Below are 15096 nucleotides of genomic sequence, written 5' to 3' on the forward strand. Positions count from 1 at the left end.
GCGCGGCGGCGTCGGGCGCCTGTGCTTGCGCGCCGCCGGGCAAGGCCAGTAACACCAGCGCCGCCAAGGCGGCAAGTAGGGGGGGCTGGATCATCGTGTTCGCTCCGGGATCGCGCCGCGAGGGCGTGCCTACCCTAACACACCGGGCGCGCGCATGTGATGCGAAAACCTCAGATCGAAGTGCGCCCGGTGATGCCCGGAGAAGGCGGCGAGCGGCGGGGAAGTGGCGCGTGAACCGGCCGCCTGAAACTGCGGCCGCAGCGCGAGGCGCTGTAATGGGTACGCCGCGCGGCAATGCACGCGGCGCACGGCCAGGCTGGCGCGGGAGCCAGGGCTGGCCCGACGCGCCGGCCGTTCAGGGCAGGTTGCGGCCGGGCGGCAATGCCACCGGCGAGGCTACCGGCGACGCGACCGGGGTGGTCGTGGCGCCAGGGGCCGCCTCTGGCGCGGGCGGCGCGGATTGCACCGGTGCGGGCGTGCCGGAAGTGGTATCCGGCGGCGTGGTCCGCCCGGTGGCGGCAGCGTCGAGCCTGCCGCTCTCGGCTTCGGTCACATAGTCGAAGGCCTTTACCACCTTGGTGACGCCGCTGGCATTGCGGGCCACATCGGTGGCGCGTTCGCCTTCGGGCGGCGTGACGATGCCAAGCATGTAGACCACACCCTTCTCCGTGACGATCTTGATCGAGTTCGAGGGCACGCCTTCGGCGGTGATCAGCATGGTCTTGACCTTGCTGGTGATGTAGGTGTCCTCGCTCTGCGTGGCGAACGAGGGCGACGGCACGATTTCGAGCTCGTCGATCACCTCGCGCGCGTTGGGCAGGCCTCGCACATATTTGTCGATCTGCTGCTTGACAGCGGCGTCCTTGGCCTCGCCGGTCAGCAGCACCTTGCGGTTAAAGACCGACACGCTCACGCGCGCCTGGCCGTTGTAGCGCGAACTCAGCGTGCTATCGGCCTCCAGCTGCAGGCCGCGGTCGATGGTCTGGGTGGTGGTTGGCCGGCGGTCGGTGGCCACGGTCACGCCACTGGCCACGCCGGCGGCGATGACCGGGAAGCAACCGGTGAGCTGCGTGGCCGCAACGGTCAGTGCCGCCACCATCGTCGCGGTGCGGGCCAGGCGTGGCAGGGTCCCGGCCGGCCGGGAGGTGCGGGATTCACGCGAGTTGGGCAGAGTCGTCATGCGGTCCTTGCTTGTAGCGGTGAGGCAAAAATGGGCTGTGGTTGCTTCGGGAGCGAAATTCAGGGGCGAGAAAGCGAGGCGCTATCGGCGGCGGGCTCAGCCCTCGCCCAGCAGCGCCTCGTCGATGCCGTCGCACAGGCAATGCAGGGTCAGCAGGTGCACTTCCTGGATACGCGGGGCGCGCTCGCTGGGCACGCACAAGTTGACGTCGAATTCGTCCAGCAGGCCGGCGAGCTCGCCGCCGCCCATGCCGGTCAGGGCCACCACGCTCATGTCGCGCTGCTTGGCAGCCTGCACCGCGGCGAGCACGTTGGCGGCGTTGCCGGAGGTGGAAATCGCGAGCAGCACGTCGCCGGGCTGGCCGAGGGCTTCCACCTGCTTGGAGAACACCAGGCTGAAATCGTAGTCGTTGCCGATGGCGGTAAGGATCGAACTGTCGGTCGTCAGGGCGATCGCGGCCAGGCCGGGGCGCTCGCGCTCGAAGCGGCCGATCAGGTCGGCGGCGAAATGCTGGGCGTCGGAGGCCGAGCCGCCGTTGCCGCAGACCAGGATCTTGTTGCCGCTGGTGAGCGCGCCCACCAGCCGCTCGATCGCCGCGGCGATGTGGGGCGCCATCAGCGGCGCGGCCTGGCGCTTGGTCTCTGCGCTGTCGAAGAAATGCTGCTGGATGCTATCGATATGCATGGCTCGATCGGCCTTCTTGTTTTCAAACGCTTTTCAAATGCGGCACGCGCCGCAAGATATTGCGCATTATGACGCAGGCGCCCGGGCTCCCCCGCGCTTCATGGCGCCGCGCCGGCATCGAAGGCGTCGCGAATCCATTCGAGCCGCCCCGGCTCCAGCGCCACCACATCGAGCCGGCAGCGCGGCGCGGCGCCTGGTTCCGCCTGCGCGGCGAGGTAATGCTCCGCGGCCAGCAGGATGCGCCGCTGCTTGGCCGGTGTGACACTGGCAGCCGCGCCGCCGAAGGCGCGGCTGGCGCGCTGGCGCACTTCCACAAAAACCAGCGTACCGTCGGCCTCGCGCATGATCAGGTCGATCTCGCCGCCTTTGCAGCGATAATTGCGAACCACGAGCGCCAGGCCCTGCCTTTCCAGGTAAGCCAGCGCGCGTCCCTCGGCGCGAGCGCCCCGCGCCTGTGCCGGGGACATCGTGGATTTGAATGATGGATTCAACGGAAGTTCTCAAGCATGACTGACTGGATCTCCCTGGCGGCCGGCCAGTCCTACCCGTCCGGCACCCTGTACGTGGTGGCTACCCCGATCGGCAACCTGGCCGATCTCTCCCTGCGGGCACTGCACGTGCTCGGCCTGGCCGACGCCATCGCCTGCGAGGACACCCGCAATACCGGCCAGCTGCTCACGCGCGTTGGCCTGCACCGCCCGCTGCTGGCGGTGCACGAGCACAACGAACGCGAAGCGGCGGAGCGCATCAACGCGCGGCTGGCCGCTGGCGAGCGCATTGCCTACGTGTCCGACGCCGGCACGCCCGGTATCTCCGATCCGGGCGCGCGGCTGGTGGAAGCGGCGCGCGCGGCCGGCCACGCGGTGGTGCCGCTGCCCGGCCCGAGCGCGGCCGTGGCGGCCTTGTCGGTAGCGGGCGAGATGCTCGACAGCGGCGACGGACGTTTCACCTTTGCCGGCTTCCTGCCGTCCAAGGCGCGCGCGCGCAGCGAGGCCATCGCCGGACTGGCCGCGCTCGATCACGCCTGGGTGGTCTATGAGGCGCCGCACCGCATTGCCGACACGCTGGCGGCGCTGGCCGCCGCGCTGCCGCCGGACAGGCGGCTGCTGATTGGCCGCGAACTGACCAAGCTGTTCGAGGAAATCAAGGTGCTGCCGGTGAGCGAGGCGCCAGCCTGGCTGGCCGCGGATGCATCGCGCGCCAAGGGCGAGTTCGTGCTGGTGGTGGAAGGCGCGTCGGCTAAGGCAGCGGATGCCGGCCAGCCTGACGCCCGCGCACAGCAGGTGCTGGAGCTGCTGCTGGCCGAGTTGCCGGCCAAGCGGGCCGCCAAGCTCGCCGCCGCCATTACCGGCGCTTCCACCGATGCGCTGTACCGGCTGGCGCTGGCCCGGCGGGCGGGGCACGGCGAGGGCGACGGGGATGGCGAGGCGGCTACCGAGTGAATCGTCCGGGTGCCTGATGACCGCATCGGCGCATAAGCCGACGGCGTCGCGGACCTGGCATGCCTGCATGGTCCGCATCCCGGCTCAGCGGCTCTTGCGCCGGGCCGCCGGCTTGCGCGTCTTGCGGGCCGCGCGCACGGGACTGGCCGGGTTGTCGGCCAGTTCGGAGTCGGTCGTGGCATCGTCGCCACTATCGCCCGCATCGTCGCCGCTCGGCGCGATCTGCGGCCCCAGCGCCGCTACCTCGGAGCGCGACAGGCGCCGGATCTCCACCTGGGTGGAGCCGTGATCGGTAAAACCGAGGCGCTTGGCCGCGCCAAAAGAGACGTCGAGCACGCGGTTGCTGTGATACGGCCCGCGATCGTTGATGCGGACCACCGCCACCTTGCCATTGCGCAGGTTGCGCACCAGCACCCAGCTATCGAGCGGCAGCGAGGGATGCGCGGCAGTCATCGCCCGCATATCGAAGCGCTCGCCATTGGCCGTCTTGCGGCCATGGAAACCCTTGCCATACCAGGACGCCATGCCGCGCTGCTCATAGGAGCCCAGGTCGGGCCGCAGGCCCTCGAACGATCCCACGCCATCCCCCTGCGCGTCGCCGCCCCAGCGATACAGGCCCCAGCCATTGCTGCTGTCCTTCGGGGCTTTGTCCGAGGCGCCGTTTTTCTCGCCCTTGGCAACTTTGGCAGGCTTGGCCGGCTTGGCAGTCCCCGGCGTGGCGGCGGTGGGCACGCCCTCCTGCGTTTGATCGCCCGGTGGGATCGCACAAGCGGCAAGCGCCAGCGCGCACGTGGCATGCACGCACAGGCGGACGATCCGCGCGGGGCGGGAAAGGGGGAGTTGTAACCAACGCATCGCGGGAGTCTAGCATCACGCAGTTACACCTATGGCCTTGATTTTGTTACGAATTGTCTGTAACGCGCGGCACAAACCGTACCCGATTCGGCGCTTGCCAGGCGCCAGGCCAGTCCTGACAAGGCTTTCGCGGTGTGCTTCGCGCATTGCTTCATGCCCTTCCGACGCTGTCGGGCGCGGCACCTTTTTACAGGCCCGACGCTACAATGCGACCACTGTTCCGATCGCGAGCCATCCTTCGCCCTCGATTTTTGTGGTGCATGCGGCGCTCGTATCCGGCCCTGGCTCCCTGTCTCCCCTCCAACTTTCGCTCCATGCAAGTCCTACTGATTCCCGTGACGCCCTTCCAGCAGAACTGCACGCTGCTGATCGACGAGACCACTGGCCGCGCCGCGGTGACCGATCCCGGCGGCGACCTTGACCGCATCCATGCCGCGGTCAAGGAACACGGCGTGACGCTGGAGAAGATCTTCCTCACGCACGGGCACGTGGACCACTGCGCCGGGGCGGCATCGCTGGCGCGCGAGCTTGGGATCCCGATCGAAGGGCCGCACGAGGACGAGCGCTTCTGGATCGAGCAATTGCCGGAGCAGACGCGCCGTTTTGGCTTTAGCCACGCCGAGATCTTCGAGCCGCAGCGCTGGCTGGACACGGGCGACACCGTGCAGTTCGGCAGCGAGACGCTGGAGGTCTACCATTGCCCCGGCCACACGCCCGGCCACGTGGTGTTTTTCTCGCGCGCGCACCGGCTCGCCATCGTGGGCGACGTACTGTTCGCGGGCTCGATCGGCCGTACCGACTTCCCGCGCGGCAACCACGCCGACCTGATCCGCTCGATCCGCACCCATTTGTGGCCGCTGGGCGGCGACGTAACCTTCGTGCCCGGCCACGGGCCTGTCTCCACGTTTGCCGAGGAGCGCAAGAACAATCCCTATGTGGCGGACCACCTGATCGACGTCGGCTGAGCCCCCGCACGCCGCGCTTTCCGAATCCCTATTCCAAGGCATGCCATGGCCAAGCGACAGGCACCCGACACCCGCCCCGAAATCTATGTGAGCACCGACGTGGAAGCCGACGGCCCGATCCCCGGCCCGCACTCCATGTTGTCCTTCGCCTCCGCCGCGATGCTGGCGGACAAGACCGTGGTGAGCACCTTCTCGGCCAACCTGGAGACGCTGCCGGGCGCCGCCGGGCATCCGGCGCAGATGCAGTGGTGGCAAACCCAGCCGGAAGCCTGGGCAGCCTGCCGGCAGAACCCGGAGCCGCCCGAGCGGGCCATGGTGCGCTACGTGGAATGGGTGGAGAGCCTGCCCGGCAAGCCAGTCTTCGTGGCCTTCCCGGCCGGCTTCGATTTCACCTGGATGTTCTGGTACATGATGCGTTTCGCCGGCCGCTCGCCGTTTGGCTGGGCGGCGCTTGACATCAAGACGATGGCATTCGCCATGACCGGGCTGCCCTACCGCAAGACCGTCAAGCCGGCGCTGCCGGCCGAATGGAAAGATCCGCTGCCGCACACCCATGTGGCGCTGGACGATGCGCTGGAGCAGGGTGCGCTGTTTTGCAACATGCTTACCGAATTGAAGGCCCGGGAGGCCAGGCTCGCCGCTGCACAGGCCGTGCCCGCAAGCGACGGCCCGCCCGCTCCCCCCGCGGCCTGAACCGGCTCACGCGCGGATTCCCGGCGCCGGCATGCGCCGGCCTCGCATCCTGTGGCGCGCCAGCTATAGTTAAGACGTATATGGCATCCGAACTGGCATTCGAACCCACCCGATCTCAGGGCGGCCGCGTCGCCAAGCCATATACGGCCTCGCGTGCCACGCCCAGGAGGTGTCGCCCATGCGTTTCCACCCCGACCTGCACCTCAGGCAGTTGGCCGGCCGGTTGCACTGGCCGCACGGGACGCCCTCGACGCGCGAATCCACGCGCCCGCACTCCCTCGAAGACGACGCCGAAGTCGCCAAGGCCATTGTTTACGTCAGCGCGCTGACCCTGGTGATCCTGCTGGTGGTCCTCGCGGCAATCGCTTTCGGTCAGGAGGCCATGCACTGGCTGGGTGTTCCTTAGACGACCCGCCTGAAGCAGTACAGCCTCCCTGACCGGGCCGGCCCCCACCTTGCGTGGGGGCCGGTTTTATTCAGGGGCCGCGGTTTGCCGGGCCCGCGGCCGGGACAAGCCTGGCTCAGGCCAGCAAGGGCGCCACATTCTCGGGCGGACGGCCAATCGCGGCGCGGCGGTTGCGCACCACCACCGGGCGCTGCAGCAGGATGGGATGGTCGGCCACCGCGCCCAGCACCTCGGCATCGGTCAGGCCCGGATCGGCCAGCCCCAGCTCTTTGTAGGGCGCCTCGTTGTCGCGCACCATCTCCCTCACCGGCACGCCCAGCATGGTGTGAAGCTGCTTGAGGGTGGACAGCGTGGGTGGCGTCTTCAGGTACTCCACGATCTCCACGGGCTCGCCCAGCCGGGTTGCGGCGGCCTCGACCAGCGCCAGGGTTTCGCGCGATTTCGAGCAACGGGGGTTGTGATAGATGGTGATCATGACGGTACTCCTGGTTCGGTGTCGGGGCGGCCCGGCGCGCGCTGGCATTGCGATGGCCGGCCGAGCGAGCCCGCGCGCCTGGGGCTGAAACCCGCACTATACAAGCGGCGCCGCGCGCCCGCATGCCCCGCTGCGGCGGGGCATGTCCGTTCAGTCCGCGCCGTGCTTTTCCGGCGCCAGCCGCAGCAAGGCCGCCACCGTGGCGCGCAGTCCGGCACGCAGCGGCTTGTCGTGGCGCAGCACCAGCGCCAGCGTGCGCGCCAGCGGCGGCGCAAGCGGGCGCACGGCGATGCGGGCGCGCGGCTGGCCGGGCGGCAAGGCCATGCCGGGCAGCACCGAGTAACCCAGCCCGGCGCCGACCAGTTCCTTGATCGCTTCGACGCTGTCCAGCTCCATGACAGGGCGCGCGCTGATGCCGGCGCGCAGGAACCACTCATCCACCAGCCGGCGCGTATTGCCACCCGGCGAGAACAGCACCAGCGGCCGGCCGGCAAGATCGGCGGGCGCCACGGTGGCGGGCAACGGATCGCCGTCGGCCGGCCCGATGGCAACGAACGGGTCTTCCAGCACGGGCGTGATGTCGAACATCCGGCCCGAGGCCGGCAGCGTAACGAAGGCCAGGTCAAGCGCGTTGTCTTCCACCGCCTTGAGCGCCTCGCCGGTGTTTTCCGTGCTGACCACGATCTCCAGCGCCGGCATGGCGCGGCGCAGGTCGCGCAAGACTGCCGGCAGCAGGTAGATGCAGGCGGTGGCGCCAGTGCCCAGCCGCACCCGCCCTACCGCTCCGCCGGCATGGCGCGCCATGCTGTCGTCGGCGGCGGCCAGCGCGCCCGCCACGCCGCGCGCGTGCGCCAGCAGGTCCTCGCCGGCGGCGGTGGGCAGCACATGGCGTCCCACCCTTTCCAGCAGGCGCAGGCCGTAACGCTGTTCGAGCTGGCGGACCTGCAGGCTGACCGCCGGCTGGCTCAGGCCCAGGCGCTCGGCGGCTGCCGAAAAGCTGCCCAGTTCGCAAACCAGGGCAAAGGCCTGCAGAAAGTCTGGATTGAGATGCCGCATGGCAAAGAAATTCTTATGCGCCGCATAAGTCAGCGAAGCTTCCTTTATAGCATCGGCGCACGGTAAGGTAGCGGCGTCGGGCCGCTCTGGTTGGCTCCGATAAACACCGATAACGCGGCTTCCCTCCACGTTCGGCCATCAACCCGGATCCGATCTGCCTTCCGGCTCACCTGCCCAGACCGCGCGCCGCGCCAGCACCATGAAAGCCCCTCTCGCCACACTCAGCGCTGCTTCCGCCACGCCGTTGGCCGTGGCCAACGCCACCGCTGCCGTCCAGGCCTGCGCCAGCCCTTCGATCCGCGACGCCACCGCCGCGGACATCCCCGCCATCCAGGCGATCTATGCCCACCATGTGCGCCACGGACGCGCTTCGTTCGAGGAAGTCGAGCCGGGCGTGGACGATATGCGGCTGCGCCACGCGGAGGTGAAACGCCAGGGGCTGCCCTACCTGGTGGCCGAGCGCGGCGGCGAAGTGCTGGGCTATGCCTATGCTTCCGCCTACCGGACACGCAGCGCCTACCGTTTCGCCATCGAGGATTCGGTCTACATCGACGAGCGCTTCCGTGGCCAGGGCCTGGGGCTGGCGTTGCTTGCCGCGCTGGTATCGCGCTGCGAAAGCGGCCCGTGGCGGCAGATGGTGGCAGTGGTGGCCTGCACCGCCAGCGGCGAGGGCGCGGGCTCGCTGGCATTGCACGAGCGGGTGGGTTTCCGCACCATCGGCCGGCTGCAGTCGGTTGGCTTCAAGCATGGCCAGTGGATCGATACGGTGCTGATGCAGCGCTCGCTGGGCGATGGCGATGAGACGCTGCCGGTGGAGCGCGCGGCCAGACGGTAGGCACGGCACCGGCTATGCGCCGGAGGATACTCGGGCCGCAGACGCGGCTCAGCCGGTTCGGGGCGCTCGCCGATCGCTGCCGTCCGGACGGGCCGCTCCGCCACCGGCGCCATTCAGCTGCTGCGCGAGGTGTCCGGCCCACGCATCGACGCGCGCCATGCCGCGTGCGACGTGTTCGCCGCCGCGTCGCATCTGGTCCAGCCGCAGCGCTTCGAAACGGGTCAGGCCGATGCAGGCCAGCACGTACTGCAGGTAAGGCGTGAGGAAATCGCGCTGGGCCGCGGGGCCTTCATCGAGCGGCCCGCCACAGGTAATGAGCAGCCATACCGGCCGGTCGGCGAGCAGCCCGGCCTTGCCAGCCGGCGTGCTACGAAACGTGCGGTTGATCCGCACCACATGATCGATCCACGCCTTGAGCGCGGATGGCACGGTGAAGTTGTGCATCGGCGTGGAGATCAACACGAACTCGGCGGCCTCCAGTTCCGCGATCAGCGTCTCCGAGTGCGCGAGCGCCGCAAGCTCGGCGGCGCCGCGGTCCTCCGCCGGCATCAGGCTGGCCTCGACGAGCGCCGCCGGCGGATGCGGCGGCGGTTCGCTGCCAAGGTCGCGCTCGCTTACCGTCAGCGCGGGATGGCACTGCCTGATTTGCGCCAGCACCCGCGAGGCGGCCTGCCGGCTCAGCGAGGACTCGCCGCGTGCGCTGGCGCTGATATGCAGGAGCTTGGTCATGGTTCTCCGGTCACCGGGATTGGCCGTGTCAGGCAAGCGCGATATTGAAGCGCAACGCGGAGGCCAGCAGGCCGTTGCGGTAATAGAAGCGGTGACCGAGCACATTGGTCAGCGGCGTATCCAGCACCAGCTTGGCGCAGCCCAGCGCGCGCGCCTCGTCCTTGAGCCGGTTCATCAGCAGGTGGCCGTACCCGCCGCTGCGCGCGGACTCGTCGGTGACGAGGTCGTCCACGTAGAAATGCACGCCGTGCACGAGGTTGTCCTGCAAGCGGAAGCCGGCCAAGGCCACCGGCCGCCCGCCCTGCCACAGCGCTAGCAGGCGATAGCCTGCCGCCACCTGGCGGCGCCAGCGTGCCACAAATTCTTCGGGCGACGCAAGGTGCGGGCGGAGTTGATGCATCAGCGGGAAACACGCCAGCACCCCGGCTTCATTGTCCACGTAGCGGATCGGCTCGCGATCGCCAGCCTGCGTGGCGTCTTGCGCGGGGGCGTTCATGCGGCGCTCCGGGGCTGCGCCGGTGCCGGCGGCGAGAAGCGCAAGCCCACCGCGATCCGGTTCCAGGCGTTGATGTTGGCGATGGCCGCGCTCAGGTGAGCGAGTTCGCCCGCGGGGAATTGCCCGGCCACCTGGACGTAGACAGCGTCGGAAGCACTTTCCGCGCTCAGCTTCGTCAACGCTTCCGTCCAGGCCAGCGCGGCCTGCTCGCGGGCGCTGAAGATCCCGGCATCGCGCCATGCCGCCACCAGGTCCAGCTTGCGCTGGTCAGCGCCCAGCCCCCGCGCCGCATTGAGGTGGAATTGCACGCAGAACGCACAGCCGTTGATCTGCGAGGCGCGCAGCTTGATGAGTTCGGTCAGGGACTTGTCCAGGCCGGCGTCGTCCACGGCCTTGGACAAGGCGCGCAGGGCGGCGGCTACGGCAGGGGCGGTGTTGGTGAAATCGGTGTACTCCATGCGGGCGTGGGTCGGCATGCGCATCTCTCCTTGGGACGTTGCGAGGATTCAATGTATATCAGAGCACGAACATAATATAAGAGCACTGATATCAAGCGCAAGTGGTCGGCACGGCGGGTGATGCGGAGGTTTTGCTGGGGAATGCGGAGGCGTTACCGGCTCAAGCGGATGGCAGGAGCGGAGGGAGAAGAAAGTCGCGGCCGATCTTCTGAATTAGCAATGCCGCTAATGAATTTAAAATTGATTGTACAGGGCAAAGTTATTCTTCTTGAGAATAATTTGCCTGCAAAGGGTTGCGGGGATGCGGCATGGCAAGCGCCTGCCCGCATCCCCGACCCCTCCCGCGGGCGGGAGGGGAAGCCAGCCATCAGCCAATCAGGTCCGACAGCGCCAGCGCCACCACCTTGGTGGCACGGTTCAGGTCGTTCAGCCGCAGGTTCTCATCCGAGTTGTGGCCGCGCGCTTCCATCAGCGTGCGCGGGCCGGCGCCGTACAGCACGGTGGGGATACCGTACTTGGTGTAGTGGCGCGCATCGGTGTAAAGCGGCACGCCCTGCACCGGGATCTCCACGCCGAACACTTCCTCGGCACGGCCCTTGAGGGCGCCGATCAGTTTCTCCACGCCCGGCAGTTCCGACAGCGGCTCGGCCAGGATGATGCGCTCGACCTTGACCTCGATGCCCGGACGGTCCCTGGCGGCCTTCTCGACCACGGCGCGGAGTTCGCCTTCGGCGTCAAAGCCGATTTCCTCGGGGATCATGCGGCGGTCGACGCGGAAGGTCACCAGGTCGGGCACCACGTTGGTGTTGATGCCGCCCTTGATCAGGCCGACGTTCAGCGTGGCGGTGTCGATACCCAGCGTCTTCGACTTGCGCGTGGCGAGTTCGGCGCGCAGGCCATAGATGGCTTGCAGGATGTGGGTGGCAGCCTCGATGGCGTCCACGCCGGTGTGCGGCATTGCAGCGTGGCCCTGCTTGCCCTTCACCGTGACTTCCACGTGCAGGCAGCCGTTGTGGGCCGAGGTGATGCCGTAGGAGAAGCCCGCCGAGATGGCGTAGTCGGGCTTGCTCAGGCCCTGGTCGAGCAGGAACTTGGGACCGATGTCGCCGCCGGTTTCCTCGTCGTAGGTGAACTGCAGTTCCAGCGTGCCGTTGAGCTTGGCGCCTTGCTTCTCGGCTTCCATCAGCGCCAGCACGGCGTAGGTGTAAGTGGCGAAGTCCGACTTGGACACGGCCACGCCACGGCCGTACATGACCGGGCCGTGCTCGCTGTCGGCGATCTCGCCGCCGTACGGGTCTTTGGTCCAGCCCAGGCCGGGGGGCACCACGTCGCCGTGCGCGTTCATGGCGATGGTGGGACCGCCCTTGCCGAAGGTCTTGCGCACCAGCAGGTTGGTGGCGCTGATCATGCCGGCGGCCTTGACCAGTTCGTCAGGCACCTTGTGCGCTTCCACCTTGAAGCCCAGGCCTTCGAGCAGCACCTTGGCGCGCTTGCCGTGCGCATCGCAGTCGCCCGGCGGGTTGTCGGACGGCACCTTGACCAGTTCGGCCAGGAAGGCTTCCTGCGCGGGGCGCTGGGCGTCGATGAAGTTGGTGAGCGTGGTCTGCAGCGGGTTCACGTTGTCTCGTGCGGTCATGTTTTATCTCTGAATCAAAATCTGAAGGTTTCTCAGGATCGGGGACGCTGGCGCCTGGCCGCGCCGCTTATTGCTGCCGTGCGGAAGACTTGTCGAAATGCTCGACAAAATCGCTGAACACGGCGGCAGCACTGGCGGCGTCTTCAGCAGTCATGATCTCGGTGGGGTGGTGGCTGATGCCGCCGTTGCCGCAGCGCACAAACAGCATCGCCACGTCGGCGATGGCGGCGATGGCCATGGCGTCATGCCCGGCGCCCGAGGGCAGGTGCCGCACCGGCAGTCCCTGGCGGGCAATGGCATCCGCCCATTGCGTCTGCAGCCAGGGCGCGCACGGCACGCTCACGGCTTCATGGGTCTTGCGGACCGTCACACGCACATTGCGGCGGGCGCACACGCGTTCGATCTCCGCCAGCACGTCGTTGACGGCAGCCTGGCGCACGGCGTCTTCGCCGGCGCGGATGTCGATGGAGATCACCGCGCGGCCTGGCACCACATTGGCGGCGCCGTTGGGCACGTTGAACTGGCCGATGGTGCCCACCAGGCCCGGCAGGCCACCGCAGCGGCGCTCGATATACAGGCCGATCTCCGCGCCGGCCATGGCCGCATCGCGGCGCATGTCCATCGGCACGGTGCCGGCGTGGCCGGCCAGCCCTTCGAATTCGACGATGAAACGGGTGGCGCCGGAGATCGCGGTCACCACGCCCAGCGGCAACCCTTCATTAAGCAGTACCGGGCCTTGCTCGATATGGACTTCCACGAAGGCCAGCACCTGCTCGCGCCGATGCGCGGCGGCAGGCAGGCCGGCAGGGTCGAAACCGGCCGCGCGCATCACTTCGCGCATGGTCTTGCCGGAGTCGTCCACATTGTCGAGCACGTTGGTGTCGAAGGTGCCGGCGATGGCGCGGCTGCCCAGCAGCGTGGCCTTGAAGCGCACGCCCTCCTCCTCGGCAAAGCCAACCACTTCGATGGCGAACGGAAAACGCTTGCCCTGGCGGTTCCACTCGGCCACGCAGGCGACCGGCAGGATCACGCCGAGGTTGCCGTCGTAGCGGCCGCCGTCGCGCACGGTGTCGAAGTGCGAACCGGTAAGCAGCGCCGGTGCGCCGGGCGCCGTGCCTTCATAGCGGCCGATCACGTTGCCGGCGGCATCGCGGCGCACCGTCATGCCGGCTTCGCGCATCCACTCGGCCAGCTGCGCGGCGGCGCCGTGGTGGGCCTCGGTGAGATAAGTGCGGGTGAGCATGCCGGGCTGCTCGGTATGGACGGCCAGGGTATCTGCCCAGGCCATGATGCGCGCCGCGGTTTCGGTAGCGGGCGTGAGGGTTGCTGCCATGCGTGTCTCCTGCTGGAAGTGCGCGAATGCGATGGCGCCGGATCATGCAAGCGCCGCGCCAGCGGTGCCTTGGTTGCCGGGCCGGCGTCGCCGGACCGTCCCGGTGCGCCTTGACTCTCGTCCGAGAGCTCTATTCTGTGCGATTCATGGTAGCACAGTGAATTCAAAAATTGCATACAAAAATGATATGCACTATATTGGCTTCCACGTTCCGACAATTCGCTGCGGACAATCCGATCCGGACAGCGAGTTGCGTGGATTCCGCTCCAACAGGAGGGCCAATCCACGAAGCGCCGCAGCCCTCACCCGGCCACGCGCCCGGCACGTCAGACCGGCCGTCCCGCCACGCGGGCAACCGGCAATTCCTGCAGCAATGACAGGACGCGCCAGCCAAAGTCTAGGACGCGTCCGCATGGAGACAACGATGCACCCAGCAGTCCAGCCGCGGTCCGCTTCCGCCCGCCCGCAGTCCGCTATTACCCGTTTCACCCGCTCCCTGTTTGGCCAGGTGCTGATCGCCCTGGTGCTGGGCACTGCACTCGGCCTGTTCTTCCCCGAGTTCGCCGCCAAGCTCAAGCCGCTTGGCGACGCCTTTATCAAGCTGATCAAGATGCTGATCGGGCCAATCGTCTTCTGCGTGGTGGTGGCCGGCATCTGCGGCGCCGGCGAACTGAAGAAGGTGGGCCGGGTCGGCATCAAGGCGGTGCTGTATTTCGAGGTGGTCACCACCATCGCGCTGGCGCTGGGCATCGCGCTGGCTTATATCTTCCATCCCGGCACCGGTATGAACGTGAACCCGGCCTCGCTCGACGCATCGGCGATGTCGGCCTACGTGGACTCCGCCGAAAAGGTCAAGAGCGCCGGCATGGTGGACTTCCTGCTCAAGCTGATTCCGAGCACGGTGATGGGCGCGTTCGCCAGCGGCGACGTGCTGCAGGTGCTGCTGGTGTCGATCCTGTTCGGCTGCGCGCTGTCGCTGGTGGGCGAGCGCGGCCGGCCGCTGGTGTCGATGATCGACACCTTCTCGCACACCTTGTTCAAGATGATGGGCTTCATCATCAAGCTGGCGCCGCTGGGCGTGCTGGGCGCGGTGGCCTTTACCGTGGGCAAGTATGGCATCGGCTCGCTCAAGCAACTCGGCTACCTGGTAGTGGTGTTCTACGGCGCGGTGATGTTGTTCGTGCTGGTGGTGCTGGGCACGGTGATGCGCCTGTGCGGCTTCTCGGTGATCAAGCTGATCCGCTACCTGCGCGCCGAACTGCTGGTGGTGCTGGGCACCGCGTCGTCGGACAGCGTGCTGCCGCAGATCATGAAGAAGCTCGAATTCATGGGCATCAAGAAATCGGTGGTGGGGCTGGTGATCCCCACCGGATACTCCTTTAACCTCGACGCCTTCTCCATCTACCTGACGCTGGCCGCGGTCTTCATCGCCCAGGCCACCAATACGCCGCTGGCGCTGGGCGACCTGCTGGGCATTCTGGCGGTGGCGCTGGTCACGTCCAAGGGCGCGCACGGCATTCCCGGCTCGGCCATCGTGATCCTGGCGGCCACGCTGTCGGCGCACCCGGCGATTCCCGCCATCGGCCTGGTGCTGGTGTTGTCGGTGGACTGGTTCATCGGCATCGCCCGCGCCGTGGGCAACCTGATCGGCAACTGCGTGGCGACCGTGGTGGTAGCCGCCTGGGAGAAGGACATCGACCGGGCTCGCGCCCACGACGTGCTCAACGGCAAGATCGACGCCACCGACCTCGACGCGGGCCTTGCGCCGGCGCCGCACGAAGGCGCCCTGGCCACCCCCGGGGCATCCCCGCTGCCCGGCGCGGCCGCGGGGCGCTAGAATCTCGGCATTCCTC

Annotated in this window: 17 protein-coding genes; 6 read left to right on the forward strand and 11 right to left on the reverse strand. The window is 68.0% G+C overall.

Annotation, left to right across the window (positions count from 1 at the left end; genetic code table 11):
* Window positions 1–355 precede the first annotated feature (355 nt).
* The 3 genes from AC1DKD_RS13580 to AC1DKD_RS13590 form a co-directional block, all read right to left on the reverse strand.
* Complete coding sequence (locus tag AC1DKD_RS13580; RefSeq protein ID WP_441637343.1) at window positions 356–1180, reverse strand: BON domain-containing protein; 825 nt, start codon at window positions 1178–1180, stop codon at window positions 356–358.
* Window positions 1181–1276: 96 nt separating this feature from the next.
* The gene (locus AC1DKD_RS13585; protein ID WP_035873219.1) at window positions 1277–1864 is read right to left on the reverse strand and encodes a phosphoheptose isomerase; all 588 of its coding nucleotides are present in this window, start codon (window positions 1862–1864) and stop codon (window positions 1277–1279) included.
* A gap of 98 nt (window positions 1865–1962) precedes the next feature.
* Window positions 1963–2331 (reverse strand): YraN family protein, encoded by a 369-nt coding sequence (locus tag AC1DKD_RS13590; protein WP_441637341.1) that lies wholly within the window; start codon window positions 2329–2331, stop codon window positions 1963–1965.
* A 39-nt stretch (window positions 2332–2370) separates the two neighbouring features.
* On the opposite strand from AC1DKD_RS13590, the gene rsmI reads away from it, so the two are divergent.
* A complete protein-coding gene (gene rsmI / locus AC1DKD_RS13595) occupies window positions 2371–3306 on the forward strand; it encodes a 16S rRNA (cytidine(1402)-2'-O)-methyltransferase (RefSeq protein WP_441637339.1) in 936 nt (311 codons plus the stop codon).
* Between the two features lie 84 nt (window positions 3307–3390).
* On the opposite strand, the gene AC1DKD_RS13600 is transcribed toward rsmI, so the two are convergent.
* Window positions 3391–4161 (reverse strand): septal ring lytic transglycosylase RlpA family protein, encoded by a 771-nt coding sequence (locus AC1DKD_RS13600; RefSeq protein ID WP_441637337.1) that lies wholly within the window; start codon window positions 4159–4161, stop codon window positions 3391–3393.
* Between the two features lie 314 nt (window positions 4162–4475).
* Between AC1DKD_RS13600 and AC1DKD_RS13605 the strand changes: the two genes are divergently transcribed.
* The 3 genes from AC1DKD_RS13605 (at window position 4476) to AC1DKD_RS13615 (ending at window position 6225) form a co-directional block, all read left to right on the forward strand.
* Window positions 4476–5126, forward strand: coding sequence for an MBL fold metallo-hydrolase (locus tag AC1DKD_RS13605; RefSeq protein ID WP_441637335.1), 651 nt, complete (start codon window positions 4476–4478; stop codon window positions 5124–5126).
* 45 nt (window positions 5127–5171) lie between these two features.
* Window positions 5172–5819 carry a 3'-5' exonuclease family protein gene (locus tag AC1DKD_RS13610; RefSeq protein ID WP_441637333.1) on the forward strand — a complete coding sequence of 216 codons (648 nt, stop codon included), beginning with the start codon at window positions 5172–5174 and terminating at the stop codon, window positions 5817–5819.
* Between the two features lie 178 nt (window positions 5820–5997).
* Window positions 5998–6225 (forward strand): hypothetical protein, encoded by a 228-nt coding sequence (locus tag AC1DKD_RS13615; protein WP_035873207.1) that lies wholly within the window; start codon window positions 5998–6000, stop codon window positions 6223–6225.
* A gap of 115 nt (window positions 6226–6340) precedes the next feature.
* Here AC1DKD_RS13615 and arsC read toward each other — a convergent pair whose 3' ends face one another.
* Both arsC and AC1DKD_RS13625 read right to left on the reverse strand, forming a co-directional pair.
* A complete protein-coding gene (gene arsC, locus AC1DKD_RS13620) occupies window positions 6341–6700 on the reverse strand; it encodes an arsenate reductase (glutaredoxin) (protein WP_035873204.1) in 360 nt (119 codons plus the stop codon).
* A 150-nt stretch (window positions 6701–6850) separates the two neighbouring features.
* Window positions 6851–7756, reverse strand: coding sequence for a LysR family transcriptional regulator (locus tag AC1DKD_RS13625; protein WP_477102470.1), 906 nt, complete (start codon window positions 7754–7756; stop codon window positions 6851–6853).
* 199 nt (window positions 7757–7955) lie between these two features.
* Here AC1DKD_RS13625 and AC1DKD_RS13630 point away from each other — a divergent pair, with 199 nt between their 5' ends.
* Window positions 7956–8591: a GNAT family N-acetyltransferase gene (locus AC1DKD_RS13630; protein WP_441637250.1), complete on the forward strand. Its 636-nt coding sequence runs from the start codon at window positions 7956–7958 to the stop codon at window positions 8589–8591.
* 48 nt (window positions 8592–8639) lie between these two features.
* Here AC1DKD_RS13630 and AC1DKD_RS13635 read toward each other — a convergent pair whose 3' ends face one another.
* The 5 genes from AC1DKD_RS13635 to AC1DKD_RS13655 form a co-directional block, all read right to left on the reverse strand.
* Window positions 8640–9320, reverse strand: coding sequence for an FMN-dependent NADH-azoreductase (locus tag AC1DKD_RS13635; RefSeq protein WP_441637252.1), 681 nt, complete (start codon window positions 9318–9320; stop codon window positions 8640–8642).
* 28 nt (window positions 9321–9348) lie between these two features.
* Window positions 9349–9816: a GNAT family N-acetyltransferase gene (locus tag AC1DKD_RS13640; RefSeq protein ID WP_441637254.1), complete on the reverse strand. Its 468-nt coding sequence runs from the start codon at window positions 9814–9816 to the stop codon at window positions 9349–9351.
* Window positions 9813–10292 (reverse strand): carboxymuconolactone decarboxylase family protein, encoded by a 480-nt coding sequence (locus tag AC1DKD_RS13645; RefSeq protein WP_441637256.1) that lies wholly within the window; start codon window positions 10290–10292, stop codon window positions 9813–9815. The genes AC1DKD_RS13640 and AC1DKD_RS13645 overlap by 4 nt, the downstream gene beginning before the upstream one ends.
* A gap of 349 nt (window positions 10293–10641) precedes the next feature.
* Window positions 10642–11910, reverse strand: a complete 1269-nt coding sequence (locus AC1DKD_RS13650) for a M20/M25/M40 family metallo-hydrolase (RefSeq protein ID WP_441637258.1) — start codon at window positions 11908–11910, stop codon at window positions 10642–10644.
* A 67-nt stretch (window positions 11911–11977) separates the two neighbouring features.
* Window positions 11978–13243, reverse strand: a complete 1266-nt coding sequence (locus AC1DKD_RS13655; protein WP_441637260.1) for an allantoate amidohydrolase — start codon at window positions 13241–13243, stop codon at window positions 11978–11980.
* Window positions 13244–13718: 475 nt separating this feature from the next.
* Between AC1DKD_RS13655 and AC1DKD_RS13660 the strand changes: the two genes are divergently transcribed.
* On the forward strand, window positions 13719–15080 hold the full coding sequence (locus AC1DKD_RS13660; RefSeq protein ID WP_441637264.1) for a C4-dicarboxylate transporter DctA: 1362 nt from the start codon (window positions 13719–13721) through the stop codon (window positions 15078–15080).
* The last annotated feature ends 16 nt before the right edge of the window (window positions 15081–15096 follow it).

The organism is Cupriavidus sp. 05T313, from assembly GCF_056396665.1.